Source organism: Streptomyces sp. RKAG337, from assembly GCF_023701715.1.
Lineage (GTDB): Bacteria > Actinomycetota > Actinomycetes > Streptomycetales > Streptomycetaceae > Actinacidiphila.
In genome coordinates this window covers 6,082,281-6,099,104 of record NZ_JAJOZA010000001.1, presented here as the reverse complement: position 1 = coordinate 6,099,104, position 16,824 = coordinate 6,082,281, and the positions used below count along the sequence as shown (strand labels likewise).

The window sequence follows — 16,824 nt, the reverse complement described above, 5'->3', positions numbered from 1 at the left end:
CGTCACGCCGGCCGGCGGGTGAGTGACAGCAGGTCGCGGGCCGGTCCCGTCGGGCGGTGGCCGGTGGGCCAGACGGCGCGCAGGACGCGTTCCAGCGCGATGCCCTCCACCGGGACCTCGACGAGCCGGCGGGCGGCCAGTTCGTCGGCCACCGCCAGCTCGCTGAGCACGGCCGGGCCCGCGCCGCTCAGGGTGGCGCCCTTGAGCGCGGTGGTCGAGGCGAGTTCGAGCAGCGGTACGGCGAGGCCGCCGTGTCCTGCGAGGGCGGTGTCCAGCACCTGGCGGGTGCCCGAGCCCTGCTCGCGCAGGATGAAGGCGGTGGCGGAGAGCTCGGCCGCGGACAGCGGCTTGCGCCGTCGCGCCCAGCGGTGCGACGGCGCCACCACGACGACCAGCCGGTCGTGCGCGATGACCGCCGCGTCCAGACCGTTCGGCACATCCGTCCCCTCGACGAATCCGAGGTCGGCGCCGCCGCCGATGACCCGTTCCGCGACGTCCGCCGAGTTCCCGGCGAACAGCGACACGGCGGTGTCGGGATGCCGGCCGTGCAGCACGATGAGCCACCCCGGCAGCAGGTACTCGGCGATGGTCATGCTCGCCGCGACCCGCAGCCGCGAGTCACGGCGGGTGCGCAGCGCCCGTGCTCCGGCGTCGAACGCCTCCGCCGACTCCACGACCCGGCGCGCCCATTCGGTGACCAGCGCGCCCGCGTCGGTGAGGGTGGACCCGGTGGGCGAGCGGTTCACCAGCGCGACGCCCAGCTGCCGTTCCACGGCCCGCACCCGGCTGCTCGCGGCCGGCTGGCTGATGCCCAGCTCACGGGCGGCCCGGCCGAGGCTGCCGAGCCGGGCGACGGCGAGCAGCAGCTCCATCGCGCCGAGGTCGGGCACCCGGTGGCCCAGGCCCGCCCGGGGGACGCGGTCACCGGTGGCGCTGTCTGAACTCATAAGCCCAGGTTATGCCCCCATAGACCTGCGCCGCCTTCCGGCCGGGCCGCCGGGCGGCGAGTGTGAAGACCATGGCAACCACCCTCGCCCCTGTACGGGCCCGCGCTCTCCACGATCTGGAGATCCGCTCCGGCGCCCTGCGTCACCTCGGACCCAACTGGTACGCCACCGTGATGGGCACCGCCATCGTCGCCAACGCGGGCGCCGCGCTGCCGGTGCGCGTCCCCGGTCTGCACACCGCCTGCACCGTCGTCTGGGCGTTCTCCGCCGTGCTGCTGGCCGCGCTGCTCACCGCCCGCGCCGGGCACTGGCTCCGGCACGGCGACCAGGCCCGCCGGCATCTGCTGGACCCGGCCGTCGCCCCGTTCTACGGGTGTCTGCCGATGGCACTGCTCGCGGTGGGGGCCGGCACGCTGAGCCTGGGCTCCCCCGTGATCGGGCGGACCGCCGCGATCGCCGCGGATTCCGTGCTCTGGACGGCGGGCACCGTCAGCGGGCTGCTGATCGCGGCGGCGATCCCGTATCTGATGATCACCCGGCACCGCGTCGAGCCGGGCAGCGCCTCTCCCGTCTGGCTGCTGCCGGTGGTCGCGCCGATGGTGTCGGCCGCGCTCGGCCCGGCGCTGATCCCCCATCTGCCGGCCGGCCAGTGGCAGGAGGCGATGCTGCTGGGCTGCTACGCGATGTTCGGGCTGAGCCTGCTGGGCACCCTGGTGATGCTGCCGCTGATCTGGGGCCGGCTCGTGCAGCACGGGCCGCTGCCGCTCGCGCTGACCCCGACGCTCTTCCTGGTCCTCGGCCCGCTCGGCCAGTCCACGACGGCCGTCAACCAGCTCGCCGACACCGCACCGGGCGTCGTCCAGGCACCGTACGCGGCGGCCATGAGCGCGTTCGCCGTGCTGTACGGGGTGCCGGTGATGGGCTTCGCCCTGCTGTGGCTGGCGCTGGCCGCGGCGCTGGTGGTGCGGGCGGCGCGGCGCGGGATGCCGTTCGCGATGACGTGGTGGGCCTTCACCTTCCCCGTCGGCACCTGTGTCACGGGCGCCGCGGGGCTGGCCCGGCACACCGGCCTCGACGCCTTCACATGGCTCGCGGCCGGGCTGTACGCCCTCCTCGTGGCGGCCTGGGCGGTGGCGGGGACGCGGACGGTGCGCGGGCTGCTCAGCGGGTCGCTGCTCGCAGCGCCGCGCTGATCGCGGCGGGCGCGGCCGTGAGCGAGGGGCCGTACCAGGTGAGGTGACGGCCGCCGACGAGGGCGGCGGGCAGGCCGGGGAAGGCCTCCGGGCCGTCGTCGGCGGTGAAGGCGTACGGCTCGTCGGGCAGCACCACCAGATCGGCGCCGGCGGCGCGCAGCTCCTCGACGGGGATCGGCGGATAGCGGTCGGCGTGCGCCGCGTACACGTTGTCCACGCCCAGCCGGGCGAGCAGATCGCCCGCGAAGGTGTCACGGCCGAGCACCATCCAGGGCCGCCGCCAGATCGGGACGACCGCCCGCAGCCGCCGCGCGGGGACGGGCAGCGCGCCCCAGGCCGCTTCCGCCTCGTCGAGCCAGCCGGGACGTTCCAGACCGCAGCCGTCGACCAGCACCCGGTGGAGCTCGGCGAAGGCCTGGTCGAGGTCGCGGATCTCGGTGACCAGGACCGGCAGCCCGGCGGCCCGCAGCCCGTCGAGGTCCGGTGCGCGGTTCTCCTCCTCGTTGGCGATCACGAGGTCGGGTGCGAGGGCGGCGATCCGGGCGAGGTCCGGGTTCTTGGTCCCGCCGATCCGGGTCACCCCGAGACCGGTCGGGTGGCTGCACCAGTCGGTCGAGCCGACCAGCAGCCCGGGGGCGGTCGCCGCCACCGCCTCGGTCAGGGAGGGGACGAGCGAAACCACGCGCCGTACGGCAGGACGATGAGTCACCGGCCTACCGTACGGCGCGTGGTCGGGCCCGGCGCGCGCCGTCAGGTCGCGCGGCCGGGCAGCCGGTCAGCCCTTGGCGGCCGCAGCCGGCTTCTTCACCGGCGCGATCTTGTCGATCAGGCCGGGGTTCTTCTTGAGCCAGGCGCGCACGCCGTCCTGCTCGTGGTTCTGTCCGGCGTCCTGGATGGCCGCCTCCAGGCTGCTGAGCTGCGGCTCGGTGAGCTTGAAGTCCTTGAGCCACTGGGCGATCTGCGGTTCCTTGGCCGCGAAGCCCTTGTGGGTCAGGGTGTGCAGTCCGTCACCGGCGCCCCAGGCGCCCTTCGGGTCCTTGAGCTTCTTCAGGTCGTACTTGCTGTAGGCCCAGTGCGGCGACCACAGGGTGACGACGACGGGCTCCTTGGCCTTCAGCGACCGGTCGAGCTGGGCGAGCATGCTCGCGGTGCTGCCGGTGGTGACCTGGTACTCGCCCTCCAGGCCGTACTGCTTGAGGACCTTGTCGTTGAGCGCCTTCATCATGCCGGCGCCCGGCTCGATGCCGATGATCCGGCCCTTGAACTTGCCGCCCTGCCCCTTGAGGTCGGCCAGCGAGTCGACGCCCTTGACGTAGGAGGGGACGGAGAGTTCGAGGGAGGTCGGGCCGTACCAGGAGCCCAGGTCGTCCAGGCTGTCCTTGTACTTGTCCCAGTACGACTGGTGGGTGGTCGGCAGCCAGGCGTCGGTCTGGAAGTCCACCTTCCCGGCGGACAGCCCGGTGTAGAGCGGACCGACGTCGTACTGCGAGAGCTTGGGCCGGTAGCCGCGCTCCTCCAGCGCTTCCTTCCACAGGAAGCTGGACGCGATGCCCTCGTCCCAGGGGATGTAGCCGATGTTCACCGCGCGGCCGTTGCCGACGTTCTTGCCCGCGACGGCGGTGTTCGTGTCCGCCGAGCCGCCGAAGATGTTCATGCCGCCCGCGACGAGGGCGAGGACGACCACACCGACGACCGCGATGCTGGTCTGCGGCCGGTAGTTCCAGATACTGGCGCCGCGCAGCGACGTCAGGGCCGCGGTGGCGCGGCGGCCGAGCGGTGAGACCCGGCTGCCGAGCGAGGAGGTCATCCGGTCCAGGTACATGGCCAGGATGACGACGGAGATGCCGCCCTCGAAGCCCAGCCCGATGTTGACCTGGCTGATCGCGGTGAAGACCGATGCGCCCAGGCCTCCGCCGCCGACCATGCCCGCGATCACGACCATGGACAGGCCCAGCATGATGACCTGGTTGATGCCGGCCATGATGGTCGGCAGCGCGAGCGGCAGCTGCACCCGCAGCAGGATGTTGCGCGAGGTGGTGCCGAACGCCTCGGCGGCCTCGATGAGCTCGCCGTCGACCTGCCGGATGCCCAGTTCGGTCATCCGGACGCCCGGCGGGATCGCGAAGACGATGCAGGAGATGACGCCGGGCACCTGGCCGACGCCGAAGAAGAAGATGCCCGGGATCAGATAGACGAAGGCGGGCATCGTCTGCATGAAGTCCAGTACCGGCCGCAGCACCGTGCTGACGGTGCGGTTGCGGGCCGCCCAGATGCCGAGCGGTATCGCGAGCACGATGGTGATCGCCGTGGCGACCAGCACCAGCGACAGGGTTGCCATCGCCTGGTCCCACTGCTCGATCGAGTCGATGAGCGCGAAGCCGGCGAAGGTGAGCACGGCCGCGGTCGGCCCGCGCAGCCACAGGGCGACGACCGCGAAGATCCCGGCGAGCAGCAGGGGTGCCGGCGCGCCGAGCACGGCGTCCAGGCCGTCGTACATACCGGACACGACGTTGGTGATGATGTCGAAGAGCCAGGCGAAGTGGTCACGGAGATAGGTGACGGCGCTGTCGATCCAGTCGCCGAGCTGGAGTCTAGGCATCGGCCGACTCCTTTCCGAAGGTGCTGCCCGGGGTGCCGGAGGAGCCGGTGCTCACGCCTGCCAGCGCCCGGCCGCGGTCCACGTCCTCCATGAAGGAGGCGACGTAGGCGTCGGCGGGCTGCAGCAGCAGTTCCTCGACGGTGCCGTTCTGGACGATCCGGCCGTCGCGCATCACCGCGATCCGGTCCCCGAGGCGCACCGCCTCGTGGGGGTCGTGCGTGATGAAGACGATGGTCTTGTGCAGGGTCTTCTGCAGGTCGACCAGCTGCTGCTGCATCTCGCGGCGGATCAGCGGGTCCAGCGCGCTGAACGCCTCGTCCATCAGCAGGACGGGGGCTTCGGTGGCCAGCGCGCGGGCCAGGCCCACCCGCTGCTGCATACCGCCGGACAGCTCGTCGGGCCAGGACTTCTCCCAGCCGCCGAGTCCGGTCATCTCCAGTGCCTCGCCGGCCCGGCGCTCACGCTCGGCACGGGCGACGCCCTGCACCTCGAGGCCGTAGGCCGCGTTCTCCAGCACGCTGCGGTGCGGGAAGAGCGCGAAGTGCTGGAAGACCATGCTGATGCTGTGCGAGCGCACGCGGCGCAGTTCGGTGTCGTTCAGCGCGGTGAGGTCCTGGCCGTCGAACCGTACGCGTCCGGCAGTGGGTGGGAGCAGTCCGTTGAGCGTGCGCAGGAGGGTGGACTTGCCCGATCCGGACAGGCCCATGACGACGAAGACCTCGCCCTCGCTGACCTCGAAGGAGGCATCGATGACGGCAGGTGTGACACCGTCCTCGCGCAGCTCGTCGCGGTCCGCCCCGGCTTCGAGCCGGCGGACCGCTTCTTCGGGCTGTCGCCCGAAGACTTTGTACAGATGCTCAACTTGCAGCCTTGACACATATACCTCGCGGCTCGCAGGAAGAACGACGCACAGCCCCCGCTTGTGGGTCGCTCACTTCAAGACCGGCCGCTGCCCCCCTTTATGCGAACCAAACCGAAGCGAGACTCAGGTCACATCCCGCCCGGGGCGGTCGCGACAGCGCCACGGAGGCGACGTGCCGCCCCGGCGCGGCGGCGCCGGAGCCACCCCGCGCGGGCGTGCCATGCTGGCCGCGTGACTGACGCGCGCCCGAACAAGCTGCTCCTGCTCGATACCGCGAGCCTGTACTTCCGCGCCTACTTCGGCGTCCCGGAGTCGGTGAAGGCACCCGACGGCACGCCCGTCAACGCGGTGCGCGGGCTTCTCGACTTCATCACCCGCCTGGTCACCGACCACGGCCCCGACGAGATCGTCGCCTGCATGGACGCCGACTGGCGGCCGCAGTGGCGGGTCGACCTCATCCCCTCCTACAAGGCGCACCGCGTCGCGGAGGAGGCGCCGGAGGGTGCGTCGGGGCCGGACACCGAGGAGATCCCCGACACGCTCTCCCCGCAGGTCCCCGTCATCGAGGCCGTCCTCGACGCCATCGGCATCGCCCGTGTCGGCGTCGCCGGGTACGAGGCGGACGACGTCATCGGCACGCTCGCCGGCCAGGCCCTGTGGGCGGTCGACATCGTCACCGGTGACCGTGACCTGTTCCAACTGGTCGACGACGCCCGCGGTGTGCGCGTGCTCTACCCGCGCAAGGGCGTCGGCGACTGCGACTTCATCACCGAGGACGTCATCCTCGAACGCTACGGCGTCCGTGCCGACCAGTACGCCGACTTCGCGGCGCTGCGCGGCGACGCCAGCGACGGCCTGCCGGGCGTGAAGGGCATCGGCGAGAAGACCGCCGCGCAGCTCATCAACGAGCACGGCGACCTCGCCGGGGTCCGGCGCGCCGCCGCGGACCCGGCCTCCAAACTCACTCCCGCCAAGCGCCGGGGCATTCTGGAGGCCTCGGACTATCTGGACGTCGCCCCCAAGGTCGTCACGGTCGCCCCCGATGTCCCGCTCCCCGCGTTCGACCCGGCGCTCCCCACCGAGCCGGCCGACCCCGAGGTCCTCGAAGCCCTCGCCGCCCGCTGGGGCCTGGGCAGCTCCCTGATGCGGCTGCTGGACGCGCTGGACGAGGCGCACTAGGCCCAGGGCCGGCCGGCGCGAAGGGACACAACGGCGAGGCGCAGTCCGACACTTCGGACAGAACACGACTGCGGATGGCCGAATTCGAAAGGATCTTCCCTCAAAACAGTGCGGGATCAGTCGGTCGCGGTGTGTACTGTGCGGATCCGCTTTCGGGGCGGATGGCGCCCCGTTCCCCCCGCTCCCTGATCTCCCTGAGGTCCATTCGATGATCGAAATACCGGACCTGGCCGCCGGCGGCCTGGCCGCCGGGACCGTGTTGGCGTTCGTCCTGGGGGGCGGGCTGTTGCGCTCGCGCCGTCACCGGGCCCGGCAGGGCGAGGAGATCGCCGCTCTGCGCACCCATCTGGACGGCGCGCGGCAGGAAATCGGCCGTTCCGCCGACGCGTTCACCGCCGAGATCGTCCATCTGGCGAACCAGCGCATGCCGGCCGAGGCCACCCGCGCCGCCCACCCGCACATCCAGGTGCCGGGCCCGCTGCACCCGGAGCTCGCCGGCACCGGTCTCGGCGCGGGCCTGGACGGCGTCCTGGACGGGCTGCTGACCGCCATGGCGCAGGAGCGCAAACGGGTCGACGCGGCCGCCCGCGCGGGCATGCGCGGCGCCACCCGGGACATCCAGGCCGGTCTGTACCGGCTGCAGGACGTCCTGCGGGGCATGCAACAGCGCTACGACGACCCGGAGTTGTCGCAGACGCTGTTCGCGCTCGACCACGAGAACGAGCAGTCGCTGCGGCGCGCGCAGGTCACCGCCGTGGTGTGCGGTGCCTGGGTGGGGCTGGCCCGCGAGGAGTCCCATCTGGTGGAGGCGGTGACCGGTGGCCAGTCCCGGCTCGTCGGCTACCACCGGGTGCGGATCCACAACCACCTGGAGCCGGGCATGGCGCTCGTCTCGCACGCCGTGGAGCCCGTCGCGATCATCGTCGCCGAACTCCTCGACAACGCGCTGCGGCACTCCGCCCCGGACACCGAGGTCACGGTGAACCTCGAACGCGCCCACCACGGCGTCTCGGTGACCATCGACGACGCCGGGGTCGGCATGGCCACGGACGAACGGGCCTACGCGCAGCGGATGGTGGCGGGACGCGACCCGATCCTGCTGTCCGAGCTGGGCGACCCGCCCCGGATGGGGCTGGCGGCGATCGGCCAGCTGACCAGGAAGTTCGACCTGTCCGTCGACCTGTCGTCGCCGTCGCCCTACGGCGGCGTCCGCGCGGTGCTGCTCGTCAAGAACCACCTGCTCAGCCGGATCGACCCGGTCGAACGGCCGCCCGCGGCCAGCACCCCGCGCTCCACCCGCCCGGAGGCGCCGGCGGAGGCGCGGCCCGTGCCGCACACACAGCCGCAGCCGCACCCGGCCGCGCACACCAAGGCGCGGCCGGCGGCCCCCGTAGCCGCGCGCGACGCCGCCGCCATCACCCATGAACCCGCGCCGGACGGCGACGCACTGCCGCAGCGCCGCCGCCGGGCCCGTGCCGACGCCGTGCCCGCCCAGGCAGCGGCCGAGCCGGCCGCGCCGCGGGTGCGGGAGCGGACCCCCGAGGAGGCGGCCGCCGCGCTCGGCGCCCTGCAGTCCGGGACCGCCGCGGCCCGATCCGCACTCGAAACCGAAGGGAACGACCCGCGATGACCAGCCGAGAAGCCGGTGACACGGCGTGGGTGCTCGACCCGATTCTGGAGATCCCGCACGTCCGGGCGGCCGTGCTGCTCACCCGGGACGGGCTGGTCTCCGGATTCTCCGCGGCCCTGTCGCAGGCTACCGCGGAGCGCACCGCCGCGATCACCAGCACGGTGCAGGGCGCGTGCCGGGCGGCCGCCGCGGCCTTCGCGGACCAGAACGACGCGCAGATCCGCCAGATCGTCATCGAGTCCGACCACGGCTACATCCTGGTCGCGCCCACCCAGCACGGCTCGGTCGTGGCCGCCTACGGCGACCCGGAGGTCCGGCTGGACCTGCTCGCCCACCGGGTGCACTCCCAGGTGGCACGGCTCGGTGAGAAGGCGATGGCCGCCGCGCCCCGGGGAGCTGATGGCGGCTCTCCGGTATGACGGGCCGCCGGAGCGGCCGCCCCCTGGTCCCCGCGTATCTGTCCACCGGCGGGGTGGCGCGGCCGACCCGCAACAGCCTGGAGCGCCTCTCGGTGCTGACCGGCGGTGAGCACGTCCCCGACGGGCTCCCCGCCGCCCGGCACGCGCTGCTCAAGGCACTGGACGGCGGCTCGCTGACCGTGGTGGAGACCGCGGCCCTGCTGGAGCTGCCGGTCTCCGCCGTACGCGTCCTCGCCGCCGATCTGATCGACCTGGGGCTGGTCAGCGCCCGCCCGCCGGTACCCCTGGCCGCCCTGCACGACCCCGACCTGTTGAAGAGAGTGGCCGATGGCCTCCGCGCCCTCAAGCAGTAGCACCGGTGGCCTGCACCTGCCGGACAGCGCCCGCGACCTGGTGAAGATCCTGGTGGCGGGCCCCTTCGGGGTGGGCAAGACCACGCTGATCGACTCGGTTTCGGAGATCCGTCCGCTGCACACCGAGGAGCACATGTCCGAGGCGTCGGTCCAGGTCGACGACCTGGCCGGGGTGCGGGACAAGACCACCACCACGGTCGCCATCGACTTCGGACGGATCAGTCTGGCGGGCGGCGTCGTGCTGTACCTGTTCGGCACTCCCGGCCAGGAGCGCTTTCGGTCCCTGTGGGCCGACATCGCCTACGGGGCGCTCGGCGCGCTGGTGCTGGTCGACACCCGCCGGATCGACGACTCCTTCGACGTGCTCGGCCTGGTGGAGGAGACGGGGCTGCCGTACGCCGTGGCGCTCAACACGTTCCCCGACTCGCGGCCCTACACCGAGGACCAGCTCCGCCGTTCCCTGGACCTGGATCCCGGCACGCCGATGGTGAGCTGCGACGCCCGGGACGCCAACTCCTCCATCGACTCGCTGCTCGCCCTCGTCCAGCACCTGATAGCCCGCGACCGTCCGGAGACCTGGTGAACCCCTCTCCCTACCCCGCCCCCGCCGAGACCTTCTCGCTGTCCGCGCCGGTGCGCCTGTGGGAGGACGGCTTCGCCGCCGACCCGCACGCCTACTACGCGACGCTGAAGGCCCAGGGCCCGATCGGCTGGGCCGAACTCGCGCCCGGCATCCCCGCGTACGTCGTCACCGACCGGCGCGCCGCCCTCGAGGTGCTGCACGACCCCGGGACCTGGTCGCACGACCCCCGGCCGTGGGAGGCCACGGTCGCCGAGGACTCGCCGATCCTCGGCATGATGCGCTGGCGCCCCAACACCCTGTTCTCCGACGGCGACGCCCACATCCGCTACCGCCGCACCCTGGTCGACGCCTTCGACCTCGTGGAGCCGCACGACCTGCGTGAGCGGGTGCACCACGCGGTGGACGTCCTGGTGAACCGGTTCGGCCCGGCGGGCAGTGCCGACCTCGTGGCCGACTTCGCCCGTCCGCTGATGTCGCTGATCTTCAACAACCTGTTCGGCCTGCCGGACAGCGAGAGCGGCCGGCTCGAAGCCGCGCTCGGCAAGATGATGGAGGGCGGGGCCGATTCCGCGCAGGGCGAGGCCGAGTACGGCAGTTACGTCATGGGGCTCGTCGGCGCCAAGAGCGCGCAGCGCGGCGAGGACCTGACGAGCTGGCTGCTGGACCACCCGCTGGAGCTGACTCCCGAAGAGGTCGTCTGGCAGGTCTTCCTGACCCTGGGCGCGGGCCACGAGCCCAGCGCGAACCTCGTCTCCAACGCGCTGTCCCGCATCCTCGGCAACCCCGCCTACTACTCGACGCTGACCAGCGGTTCGCGCCCGGTCATGGAGGCGGTCGTCGAGGTGCTGCGGTACGAGACCCCGCTGGCGAACTACGGCATCCTCTACGCCCGCGAGTCGCTGAGCTTCCACGGGGTCTGGGTGCAGGCGGCCGTCCCCGTCGTCGTCTCCTACGGCGCCCTCGCGCTCTTCTCCGAGCAGGAGTTCGCCGGGGCCCACCACCCCCGCGACGCCTCGCACCTGTCGTGGTCGGCGGGCGAGCACGCCTGCCCCGTCAAGCAGCAGGCCCTGCTGATCGCCACCGAGGCCATCGAGCGGCTCACCCAGTGGCTGCCCGACCTGACGGCGACCACCCCGCGCGAGGACCTCACCTGGCGCCCGGGACCGTTCCACCGCTCCCTGAAGGCGCTTCCCGTCCGCTTCACCCCGCGTATCCCCGACCAGCCTGGAGACCGAGCATGACCGTGTCCCCCCGTTTGGCCATCGACCCGTTCGGCGCCGACATCCCCGCCGAGAGCGCCCGGCTGCGCGCCCTCGGCCCGGTGGTGGCCGTCGAACTGCCGGGCGGCATCCCCGCCTGGGCGCCCACCGGCTACGACACCCTCAAGGCCCTGATCCTGGACCCACGGGTCAGCAAGGACCCGCGCAAGCACTGGTCGCTGTTCCCGGAGATCGGCGAACACCCCGCCTGGGGCTGGATCATGGGCTGGGTCGGGGTGGTCAACATGCTCTCGACGTACGGCCCGGACCACACCCGGCTGCGCAAGCTCGTCGCCCCCAGCTTCACCGCCCGGCGCACCGAGGCGATGCGCGCCCGGGTGGAGCAGATCACCACCGAGCTCCTCGACAGGCTCGACGCGTCGGGCGCGTCGGGCGAACCGGTCGACGTACGGGCCGGCTACGCGCACCCGCTGCCGATGCGGCTGATCTGCGAGCTGTTCGGTGTCCCGGACGAGCTGCGCGAGGACACCGGCCGGCTGATCGCCGCCATCATGGACACCTCCGACCCCAGCCCGGAGCACGCCGCGTCCGTCCAGCACCAGATCGGCACCGTGCTGCCCGCTCTCATCGGCCACAAGAGCGAGCACCCCGGCGACGACATGACCACCGAGCTCATCAAGGTGCGTGACGAGGAGGGCGACCGGCTCAGCGACGAGGAGCTGCTCTACACCCTGCTCCTCGTCATCGGCGCCGGCTTCGAGACCACCGTCAACCTCATCGGCAACGCCGTGGTGGCGCTGCTGCAGCACCCCGAGCAGCTCGCGGCGGTCCGCGCCGGCGAGATCGGCTGGGACGGCGTCATCGACGAGGTGCTGCGCGTCGCGCCGTCCATCGCGTCGCTCCCGCTGCGGTTCGCCGTCTCCGACATCACCATCGAGGGCGTGACGATCCCGGCGGGCGACGCCATCGTCACCACGTTCGCCGCCGCGGGCCAGGACCCGGAGCACTACGGGCCGGAGGCCGCCGGGTTCGACGCCGCCCGGAAGTCGGACGACCACCTCGCGTTCGGCATCGGCGTGCACCGCTGCATCGGCGCCCCGCTGGCCCGGATGGAGGCCCTCACCGCGCTCCCCGCGCTCTTCGAGCGCTTCCCGGACCTCCAGCTCGCGGTCAAGGCGGACGAGTTGCGGCAGGTCCCGTCGTTCATCGCCTACGGCTGGCAGGAGATCCCGGTCCGGCTGCACGGGTAGGGCCCAGCGGCCGTCCACGGCCGCGGCGCTGCTCCCGCGGGAGTACGCGCCGCGGACCGGCTGCCGCGGACGAAGTAGCGCCGGCCCCTCCTCGCGCCGGACGCGGCGGAGGGCGGCCGGGGGCGAGAGTGTCCGTGGGGGCGGTCCGCCCCCACGGGCCATCGACGACCGGGACAGCCGCCTTGGATCACGCACGAACGAACGAAGAGTCCGAGCCGGACACCGCCCCACGGGTGCCCGCCGCCGATGCTCCGGCTGCTGATGCGCCGTCGGACGCGCCTGTGGAGGCGCCGTCCGGTCCCGCCCCGGCCCCGCGGCGCTCCCGGCTGCGGTGGTGGGTCCGGCGTACCGCGCTGGTCTGTGCCGCGCTGCTGGTCACGGTGACCGCCGCGTCGTTCGTCTACAACGGGTTCACCTCCCACCGGGCAGCGCCACCGCCGGGGCTGACGTACGTCGAGGCGGCCGGCATCCACACCCGCTACGAGGCGTGGGGCGGGACGGGCTCGCCCGTCGTCCTCGTGCACGGGGCCTTCGAGTCGGCCGGCACCTGGTCGCGGCTGGCCCCGCTGCTCGCCCGGAACCACCGGGTGTACGCCCTGGACCTGACCGGCTCGGGGTACAGCGAGCGGAGCGGCCCGTACGCCGTCGACCACTTCACCCGGCAGCTGCTGGGCTTCCTCGACGCCCTGCGGCTGGGCGGTCCCGGTGAGCGCCCGATCCTGGTCGGCCACTCCAGCGGCGCGGCGACGGTCGCCGAGGCCGCGCTGCGCGCGCCGGGACGGATCGGCGGGGTGATGCTCCTCGACGGCGACGCGCTCGACACGGGCGCCGGCCCGCCGCCCGCGCTGCGTTACGTGCTGATCGATCCGTACCGCACCACCCTGCTGCGGCTCGGGCTCGGCTCCGACCGGCTGATCCGCAAGGTGTACGACGCCCAGTGCGGGCCCGGCTGCCCGCGGCTGGACGGCGCGGGCCTCGACCAGTGGCGGCGTCCGCTGCGGGTGGCGGGCGCCGAGGGCGCCCTGTGGAGCATGCTGGGCGAGGGCGTACCCGGCATCTCCGCCGACCGGCTGGCGGGGCTGCGCCAGGTGGACGTGCCCAAGGCGGCCGTGTTCGGCGCGCAGGACGACGTGTTCAGCCGGCAGACGCCGGCCGAGACCGCCGCACGCATCGGAGCCCCCGCCCCGACGCTGATCCCCGGCGCCCGCCATCTGACGATGATCTCCAGCCCGGACGCGGTCGCCGCCGCGGTGGAGGCGCTCGCCGGTCGTACCGTGCGGTGATCCGGCCGTACCGCGCGGGGATCCGGCAGCAGGCGCGGGACCCCCGGGGCGGGCCGCCGCTCCGGCCGGTACCGGCCGGGGCCGTACGCTGCTGGCACAGGCCGACCGAGGGAGACAGCGCATGGAACTGGCACCGCGAGTGCGGTACGCCGTCACCGACCGGCACGGCGGGGTGAGCAGGGCCCCGTACGACAGCAGGAACCTCGGCGGGGCCACCGGCGACGACCCGGCCGCCGTCCGCCGCAACCGGCAGCTGACCGCGTTCGAGCTGGGGCTCGACACCTCACGTGTCGTCCACATGCGCCAGGTGCACAGCGCCACGGTGGCCGATGTGACCGCGCCCTTCGGCCCGGACGCGCCGCCGCTCGACGCCGTCGTGACCTCCGAGGTCGGCCTCGCGCTGGCCGCGCTGGCGGCCGACTGCGCCTCGGTGCTGCTCGCCGACCCGGTGGCCCGGGTCATCGGCGCCGCGCACTCCGGACGGGTGGGAACGGTGGCCGGCGTCGTACCCGCCGCCGTCGACGCCATGGTCGCCAAGGGCGCCGACCCGGCCCGGATGGTCGCCCTCATCGGGCCGACCGCCTGCGGCACCTGCTACGAGGTGCCCGACGCCATGCGCGAGGAGGTCTGCGCCACCCTCCCCGAGGCATGGGCGACCACCGCCCAGGGCACCGCCGGGCTGGACGTACGGGCGGCCATCGCCGGGCAGTTGACCCGCGCCGGCGTGGGCGAGGTCCGGCACGACCCGCGCTGCACCATCGAGTCGAAGGAGCTGTTCTCGTACCGGCGGGAGCAGACCACCGGGCGGTTCGCGGCCTACGTCTGGCTGACGCAGTAGCCCTTCCACTCCCCAGGGTCTCCGGGGGGAGCTCAGAGCGGCCGGACGGTGGCGCGGACGGCCCGGTCCGGCTGCAGGGTCAGACCGACGGTCGGCCGGATGTCGCCCGGGTCCACGTCCAGGTGGAAGCGCTGGGCGAGGGTGGCGAGGACCAGGACCGCCTCGACCATCGCGAAGCGCGCGCCGAGACAGGCGCGGGTGCCGCCGCCGAACGGGAACCAGGAGTTGTCGGTGATCGGATCGGGCGCGTCCGGTGCCCAGCGCTCGGGGCGGAACTCCTGGGCGGCCGGGAACCAGCGCGGGTCCAGATGGGTCGCCCAGGGGCTGATCCAGACCTGGGTGCCCGGCTCGACCGGCTCGCCGCCGAGCGTCGCGCCCTCCGTGGCGACGGCGTAGTTCAGCCAGACCGTCGGCCGAATGCGCAGCGTCTCCTTGATGACGCTCTCGGTGTACGTCAGCCGCCCGTAGTCGTCGAAGTCCGGGGTGCGGCCGGCCAGTTCGCGGCGCAGCTCCGCGACGAGCTTCCCGCGTACCGCCTCGTTGCGGGAGATGAGGTACCAGGCCCAGGTCAGGGTGGTGGCGGTGGTCTCGTGGCCCGCGTTGTAGAGGGTGACGCTCTCGTCGCGGATCTCACGGTCGGTGAGGGGGACCCCCTTCTCGTCCCGGGCGGCGAGCAGCCTGCTGAGCAGGTCGTCACGGTCCTCGCCCGAGGTCCGGCGGGCGGTGACCAGCCGGGCCACCTCGGTGTCGAGCGTGTCGACGGCGGCCTTGAAGCGGATCCGCCCGGGGGTGCGAACCCAGTCGGGCAGTATCGCTCCCAGGCCGCGGAACTCCGCGCCCATCTGGCGCTGCGCGACCCCCATCGACCGGGCGATGAGTTCCTCGTCGACCGCCGCGTCCGTGCCGAAGATGGTGCGGACCGCGATCCGCTGGGTCACGCCCTCCATCTCCTGCTGGATGTCGATGTGCTCGCCGCCGGACCAGCGGTCGGCCAGCTGCTGGGCGACGGCGCTCATCGTCCCGGCGTGGATCCGCACCTGGCGGGGCCGCACGGCGGGCTGGACGATCGCGCGCTTGCGCCGCCAGTCGGCGCCGCGGGCGGTCACCACGCCCTCCCCCATCAGGTATTTGAAGGAGAATCCGAGATCCGGCTGCTCGAACACCGTCCCACGCGACGACAGCAGCTCGCCGATCAGCTCGGGGTGGCACAGGAACCGGGCCGGGGTGCGGCCCATGGTCCAGCGCACCTGGTCCGCGGGGTACTCGCGCAGCCGGGTGAAGAACGCCAGCGGGTCCCTGGCGAACTGCGGGAGGTTGCCGAGCAGCGGCACTCCGCGCGGGCCGTCGGCGATGGCGGTGGCCGTGTCGGTACTCATGTGGATCATCAAAGGGAACCGCCGCTCCGGCGGCGGGAGTTCACCGGCCTTGTGATCATTCCGATATGAGGTGCCCACGATATGGACCGATCAGTTAGGCTTACCTAAGTTGTGTCCGAGTTACCCAGGTGAACGAGAGGGTGGGAAGTGCCCATGGCGGACCGTCCGGCGCGCAGGACCCCGAAGCTCAACCGGGCGCGCGTACTGCGCACCGAACGCATCACCCCGCACATGATCCGTGTGGTGCTCGGTGGCGAGCAGCTCGCGGGCTTCGGTGCGGGCGAGCACACCGATCACTACATCAAGCTGCAGTTCCCGGTGGACGGGGTCGCGTACCCCGAGCCCATGGACCTGGAAACGGTCCGCCGGGACTTCCCCCGCGACCAGTGGCCGCGTACCCGCACCTACACCGTGCGCGCCTGGGACCCGGAGGCGGTGGAACTCACCGTCGACTTCGTGCACCACGGCGACGAGGGCATCGCGGGCCCGTGGGCCGCCCAGGTGCAGCCCGGCGAGGAAGTGCTGTTCGGCGGCCCCGGCGGCGCCTACTCGCCCGGCGAGGACGCCGACTGGCATCTGCTCGCCGGCGACGAGAGCGCCCTGCCGGCCATCGCCGCGTCCCTGGAGCGGCTGCCGGAGGGAGCGCTCGCCAAGGCGTTCATCGAGGTGGCGGGCCCCGAGGAGGAGCAGGAGATCATCCCGTCGGGGAAGGCGGACATCGTCTGGCTGCACCGCGGCGACCGGCCGATCGGCGCCGCGCTCGTGGAGGCGGTGCAGGCCCTGGAGTTCCCGCAGGGCACCGTGCAGGCCTTCGTGCACGGCGAGGCGACGTTCGTGAAGGAACTGCGGCGCCATCTGCGGATCGACCGCGGTCTGGAGCGCGAGCAGCTCTCCATCTCCGGCTACTGGCGGCGCGGCGCCGACGAGGACGGCTGGCAGGCCTCGAAGCGCGAGTGGAACCAGCAGGTCGAGCAGGAGCAGGAAACCGCTCCGGCCACTTCCTGACAGCGGGCGCGCCAACGGCGGGCGTTTGCTGACGGCGGCCGGGTGAGCGCACGGCGGCCGGGTGAGCGCATGCGGCGGCCGGGCCCG

General features: G+C 73.0%; 15 protein-coding genes and 1 pseudogene. 11 read left to right on the top strand and 5 right to left on the bottom strand.

Annotation, left to right across the window (positions count from 1 at the left end; translation table 11 throughout):
* Positions 1–2 precede the first annotated feature (2 nt).
* On the bottom strand, positions 3–947 hold the full coding sequence (locus tag LNW73_RS27065) for a LysR family transcriptional regulator (protein WP_250991684.1): 945 nt from the start codon (positions 945–947) through the stop codon (positions 3–5).
* A gap of 71 nt (positions 948–1,018) precedes the next feature.
* Here LNW73_RS27065 and LNW73_RS27060 point away from each other — a divergent pair, with 71 nt between their 5' ends.
* Positions 1,019–2,140: a TDT family transporter gene (locus tag LNW73_RS27060; protein ID WP_285391664.1), complete on the top strand. Its 1,122-nt coding sequence runs from the start codon at positions 1,019–1,021 to the stop codon at positions 2,138–2,140.
* Here LNW73_RS27060 and LNW73_RS27055 read toward each other — a convergent pair.
* From LNW73_RS27055 to LNW73_RS27045, 3 genes and pseudogenes are all read right to left on the bottom strand, one after another.
* On the bottom strand, positions 2,109–2,849 hold the full coding sequence (locus LNW73_RS27055) for a helical backbone metal receptor (protein ID WP_250991683.1): 741 nt from the start codon (positions 2,847–2,849) through the stop codon (positions 2,109–2,111). The genes LNW73_RS27060 and LNW73_RS27055 overlap by 32 nt on opposite strands.
* 66 nt (positions 2,850–2,915) lie before the next feature.
* On the bottom strand, positions 2,916–4,739 hold the full coding sequence (locus LNW73_RS27050; RefSeq protein WP_250991682.1) for an ABC transporter permease/substrate binding protein: 1,824 nt from the start codon (positions 4,737–4,739) through the stop codon (positions 2,916–2,918).
* A gap of 61 nt (positions 4,740–4,800) precedes the next feature.
* A pseudogene (locus LNW73_RS27045) lies at positions 4,801–5,616 on the bottom strand (quaternary amine ABC transporter ATP-binding protein); the annotation flags it as partial.
* 216 nt (positions 5,617–5,832) lie between these two features.
* On the opposite strand from LNW73_RS27045, the gene LNW73_RS27040 reads away from it, so the two are divergent.
* The 9 genes from LNW73_RS27040 (at position 5,833) to pgeF (ending at position 14,356) form a co-directional block, all read left to right on the top strand.
* The gene (locus tag LNW73_RS27040) at positions 5,833–6,780 is read left to right on the top strand and encodes a 5'-3' exonuclease (protein WP_250991681.1); all 948 of its coding nucleotides are present in this window, start codon (positions 5,833–5,835) and stop codon (positions 6,778–6,780) included.
* Positions 6,781–6,988: 208 nt separating this feature from the next.
* Positions 6,989–8,410, top strand: coding sequence for an ATP-binding protein (locus LNW73_RS27035; protein ID WP_250991680.1), 1,422 nt, complete (start codon positions 6,989–6,991; stop codon positions 8,408–8,410).
* Positions 8,407–8,829: a roadblock/LC7 domain-containing protein gene (locus tag LNW73_RS27030; RefSeq protein ID WP_250991679.1), complete on the top strand. Its 423-nt coding sequence runs from the start codon at positions 8,407–8,409 to the stop codon at positions 8,827–8,829. Before LNW73_RS27035 ends, LNW73_RS27030 begins: the two co-directional genes overlap by 4 nt.
* Positions 8,826–9,182 carry a DUF742 domain-containing protein gene (locus tag LNW73_RS27025; RefSeq protein WP_250975074.1) on the top strand — a complete coding sequence of 119 codons (357 nt, stop codon included), beginning with the start codon at positions 8,826–8,828 and terminating at the stop codon, positions 9,180–9,182. The genes LNW73_RS27030 and LNW73_RS27025 overlap by 4 nt, the downstream gene beginning before the upstream one ends.
* Positions 9,157–9,765, top strand: a complete 609-nt coding sequence (locus LNW73_RS27020) for a GTP-binding protein (RefSeq protein WP_250991678.1) — start codon at positions 9,157–9,159, stop codon at positions 9,763–9,765. Before LNW73_RS27025 ends, LNW73_RS27020 begins: the two co-directional genes overlap by 26 nt.
* Positions 9,762–11,006 carry a cytochrome P450 gene (locus LNW73_RS27015; protein WP_250975075.1) on the top strand — a complete coding sequence of 415 codons (1,245 nt, stop codon included), beginning with the start codon at positions 9,762–9,764 and terminating at the stop codon, positions 11,004–11,006. Before LNW73_RS27020 ends, LNW73_RS27015 begins: the two co-directional genes overlap by 4 nt.
* On the top strand, positions 11,003–12,235 hold the full coding sequence (locus LNW73_RS27010; RefSeq protein WP_250991677.1) for a cytochrome P450 family protein: 1,233 nt from the start codon (positions 11,003–11,005) through the stop codon (positions 12,233–12,235). Before LNW73_RS27015 ends, LNW73_RS27010 begins: the two co-directional genes overlap by 4 nt.
* A gap of 281 nt (positions 12,236–12,516) precedes the next feature.
* Positions 12,517–13,518 (top strand): alpha/beta fold hydrolase, encoded by a 1,002-nt coding sequence (locus tag LNW73_RS27005; RefSeq protein ID WP_250991676.1) that lies wholly within the window; start codon positions 12,517–12,519, stop codon positions 13,516–13,518.
* 121 nt (positions 13,519–13,639) lie between these two features.
* Positions 13,640–14,356 (top strand): peptidoglycan editing factor PgeF, encoded by a 717-nt coding sequence (gene pgeF / locus LNW73_RS27000; RefSeq protein WP_250991675.1) that lies wholly within the window; start codon positions 13,640–13,642, stop codon positions 14,354–14,356.
* 32 nt (positions 14,357–14,388) lie between these two features.
* Here the strand turns inward: pgeF and LNW73_RS26995 are convergent, their stop codons facing one another.
* Positions 14,389–15,732, bottom strand: a complete 1,344-nt coding sequence (locus LNW73_RS26995) for a cytochrome P450 (protein ID WP_250991674.1) — start codon at positions 15,730–15,732, stop codon at positions 14,389–14,391.
* Between the two features lie 153 nt (positions 15,733–15,885).
* Here LNW73_RS26995 and LNW73_RS26990 point away from each other — a divergent pair, with 153 nt between their 5' ends.
* The gene (locus LNW73_RS26990; protein ID WP_250991673.1) at positions 15,886–16,737 is read left to right on the top strand and encodes a siderophore-interacting protein; all 852 of its coding nucleotides are present in this window, start codon (positions 15,886–15,888) and stop codon (positions 16,735–16,737) included.
* Positions 16,738–16,824: the final 87 nt, after the last annotated feature.

Coding starts and splice junctions, on each gene's coding strand:
- LNW73_RS27065 (WP_250991684.1), bottom strand. CDS start 947: ATGAGTTCAGACAGCGCCACCGGTGACCGCGTCCCCCGGGCGGGCCTG.
- LNW73_RS27060 (WP_285391664.1), top strand. CDS start 1,019: ATGGCAACCACCCTCGCCCCTGTACGGGCCCGCGCTCTCCACGATCTG.
- LNW73_RS27030 (WP_250991679.1), top strand. CDS start 8,407: ATGACCAGCCGAGAAGCCGGTGACACGGCGTGGGTGCTCGACCCGATT.
- LNW73_RS26990 (WP_250991673.1), top strand. CDS start 15,886: ATGGCGGACCGTCCGGCGCGCAGGACCCCGAAGCTCAACCGGGCGCGC.
- LNW73_RS26995 (WP_250991674.1), bottom strand. CDS start 15,732: ATGAGTACCGACACGGCCACCGCCATCGCCGACGGCCCGCGCGGAGTG.
- LNW73_RS27025 (WP_250975074.1), top strand. CDS start 8,826: ATGACGGGCCGCCGGAGCGGCCGCCCCCTGGTCCCCGCGTATCTGTCC.
- LNW73_RS27020 (WP_250991678.1), top strand. CDS start 9,157: ATGGCCTCCGCGCCCTCAAGCAGTAGCACCGGTGGCCTGCACCTGCCG.
- LNW73_RS27050 (WP_250991682.1), bottom strand. CDS start 4,739: ATGCCTAGACTCCAGCTCGGCGACTGGATCGACAGCGCCGTCACCTAT.
- pgeF (WP_250991675.1), top strand. CDS start 13,640: ATGGAACTGGCACCGCGAGTGCGGTACGCCGTCACCGACCGGCACGGC.
- LNW73_RS27035 (WP_250991680.1), top strand. CDS start 6,989: ATGATCGAAATACCGGACCTGGCCGCCGGCGGCCTGGCCGCCGGGACC.
- LNW73_RS27010 (WP_250991677.1), top strand. CDS start 11,003: ATGACCGTGTCCCCCCGTTTGGCCATCGACCCGTTCGGCGCCGACATC.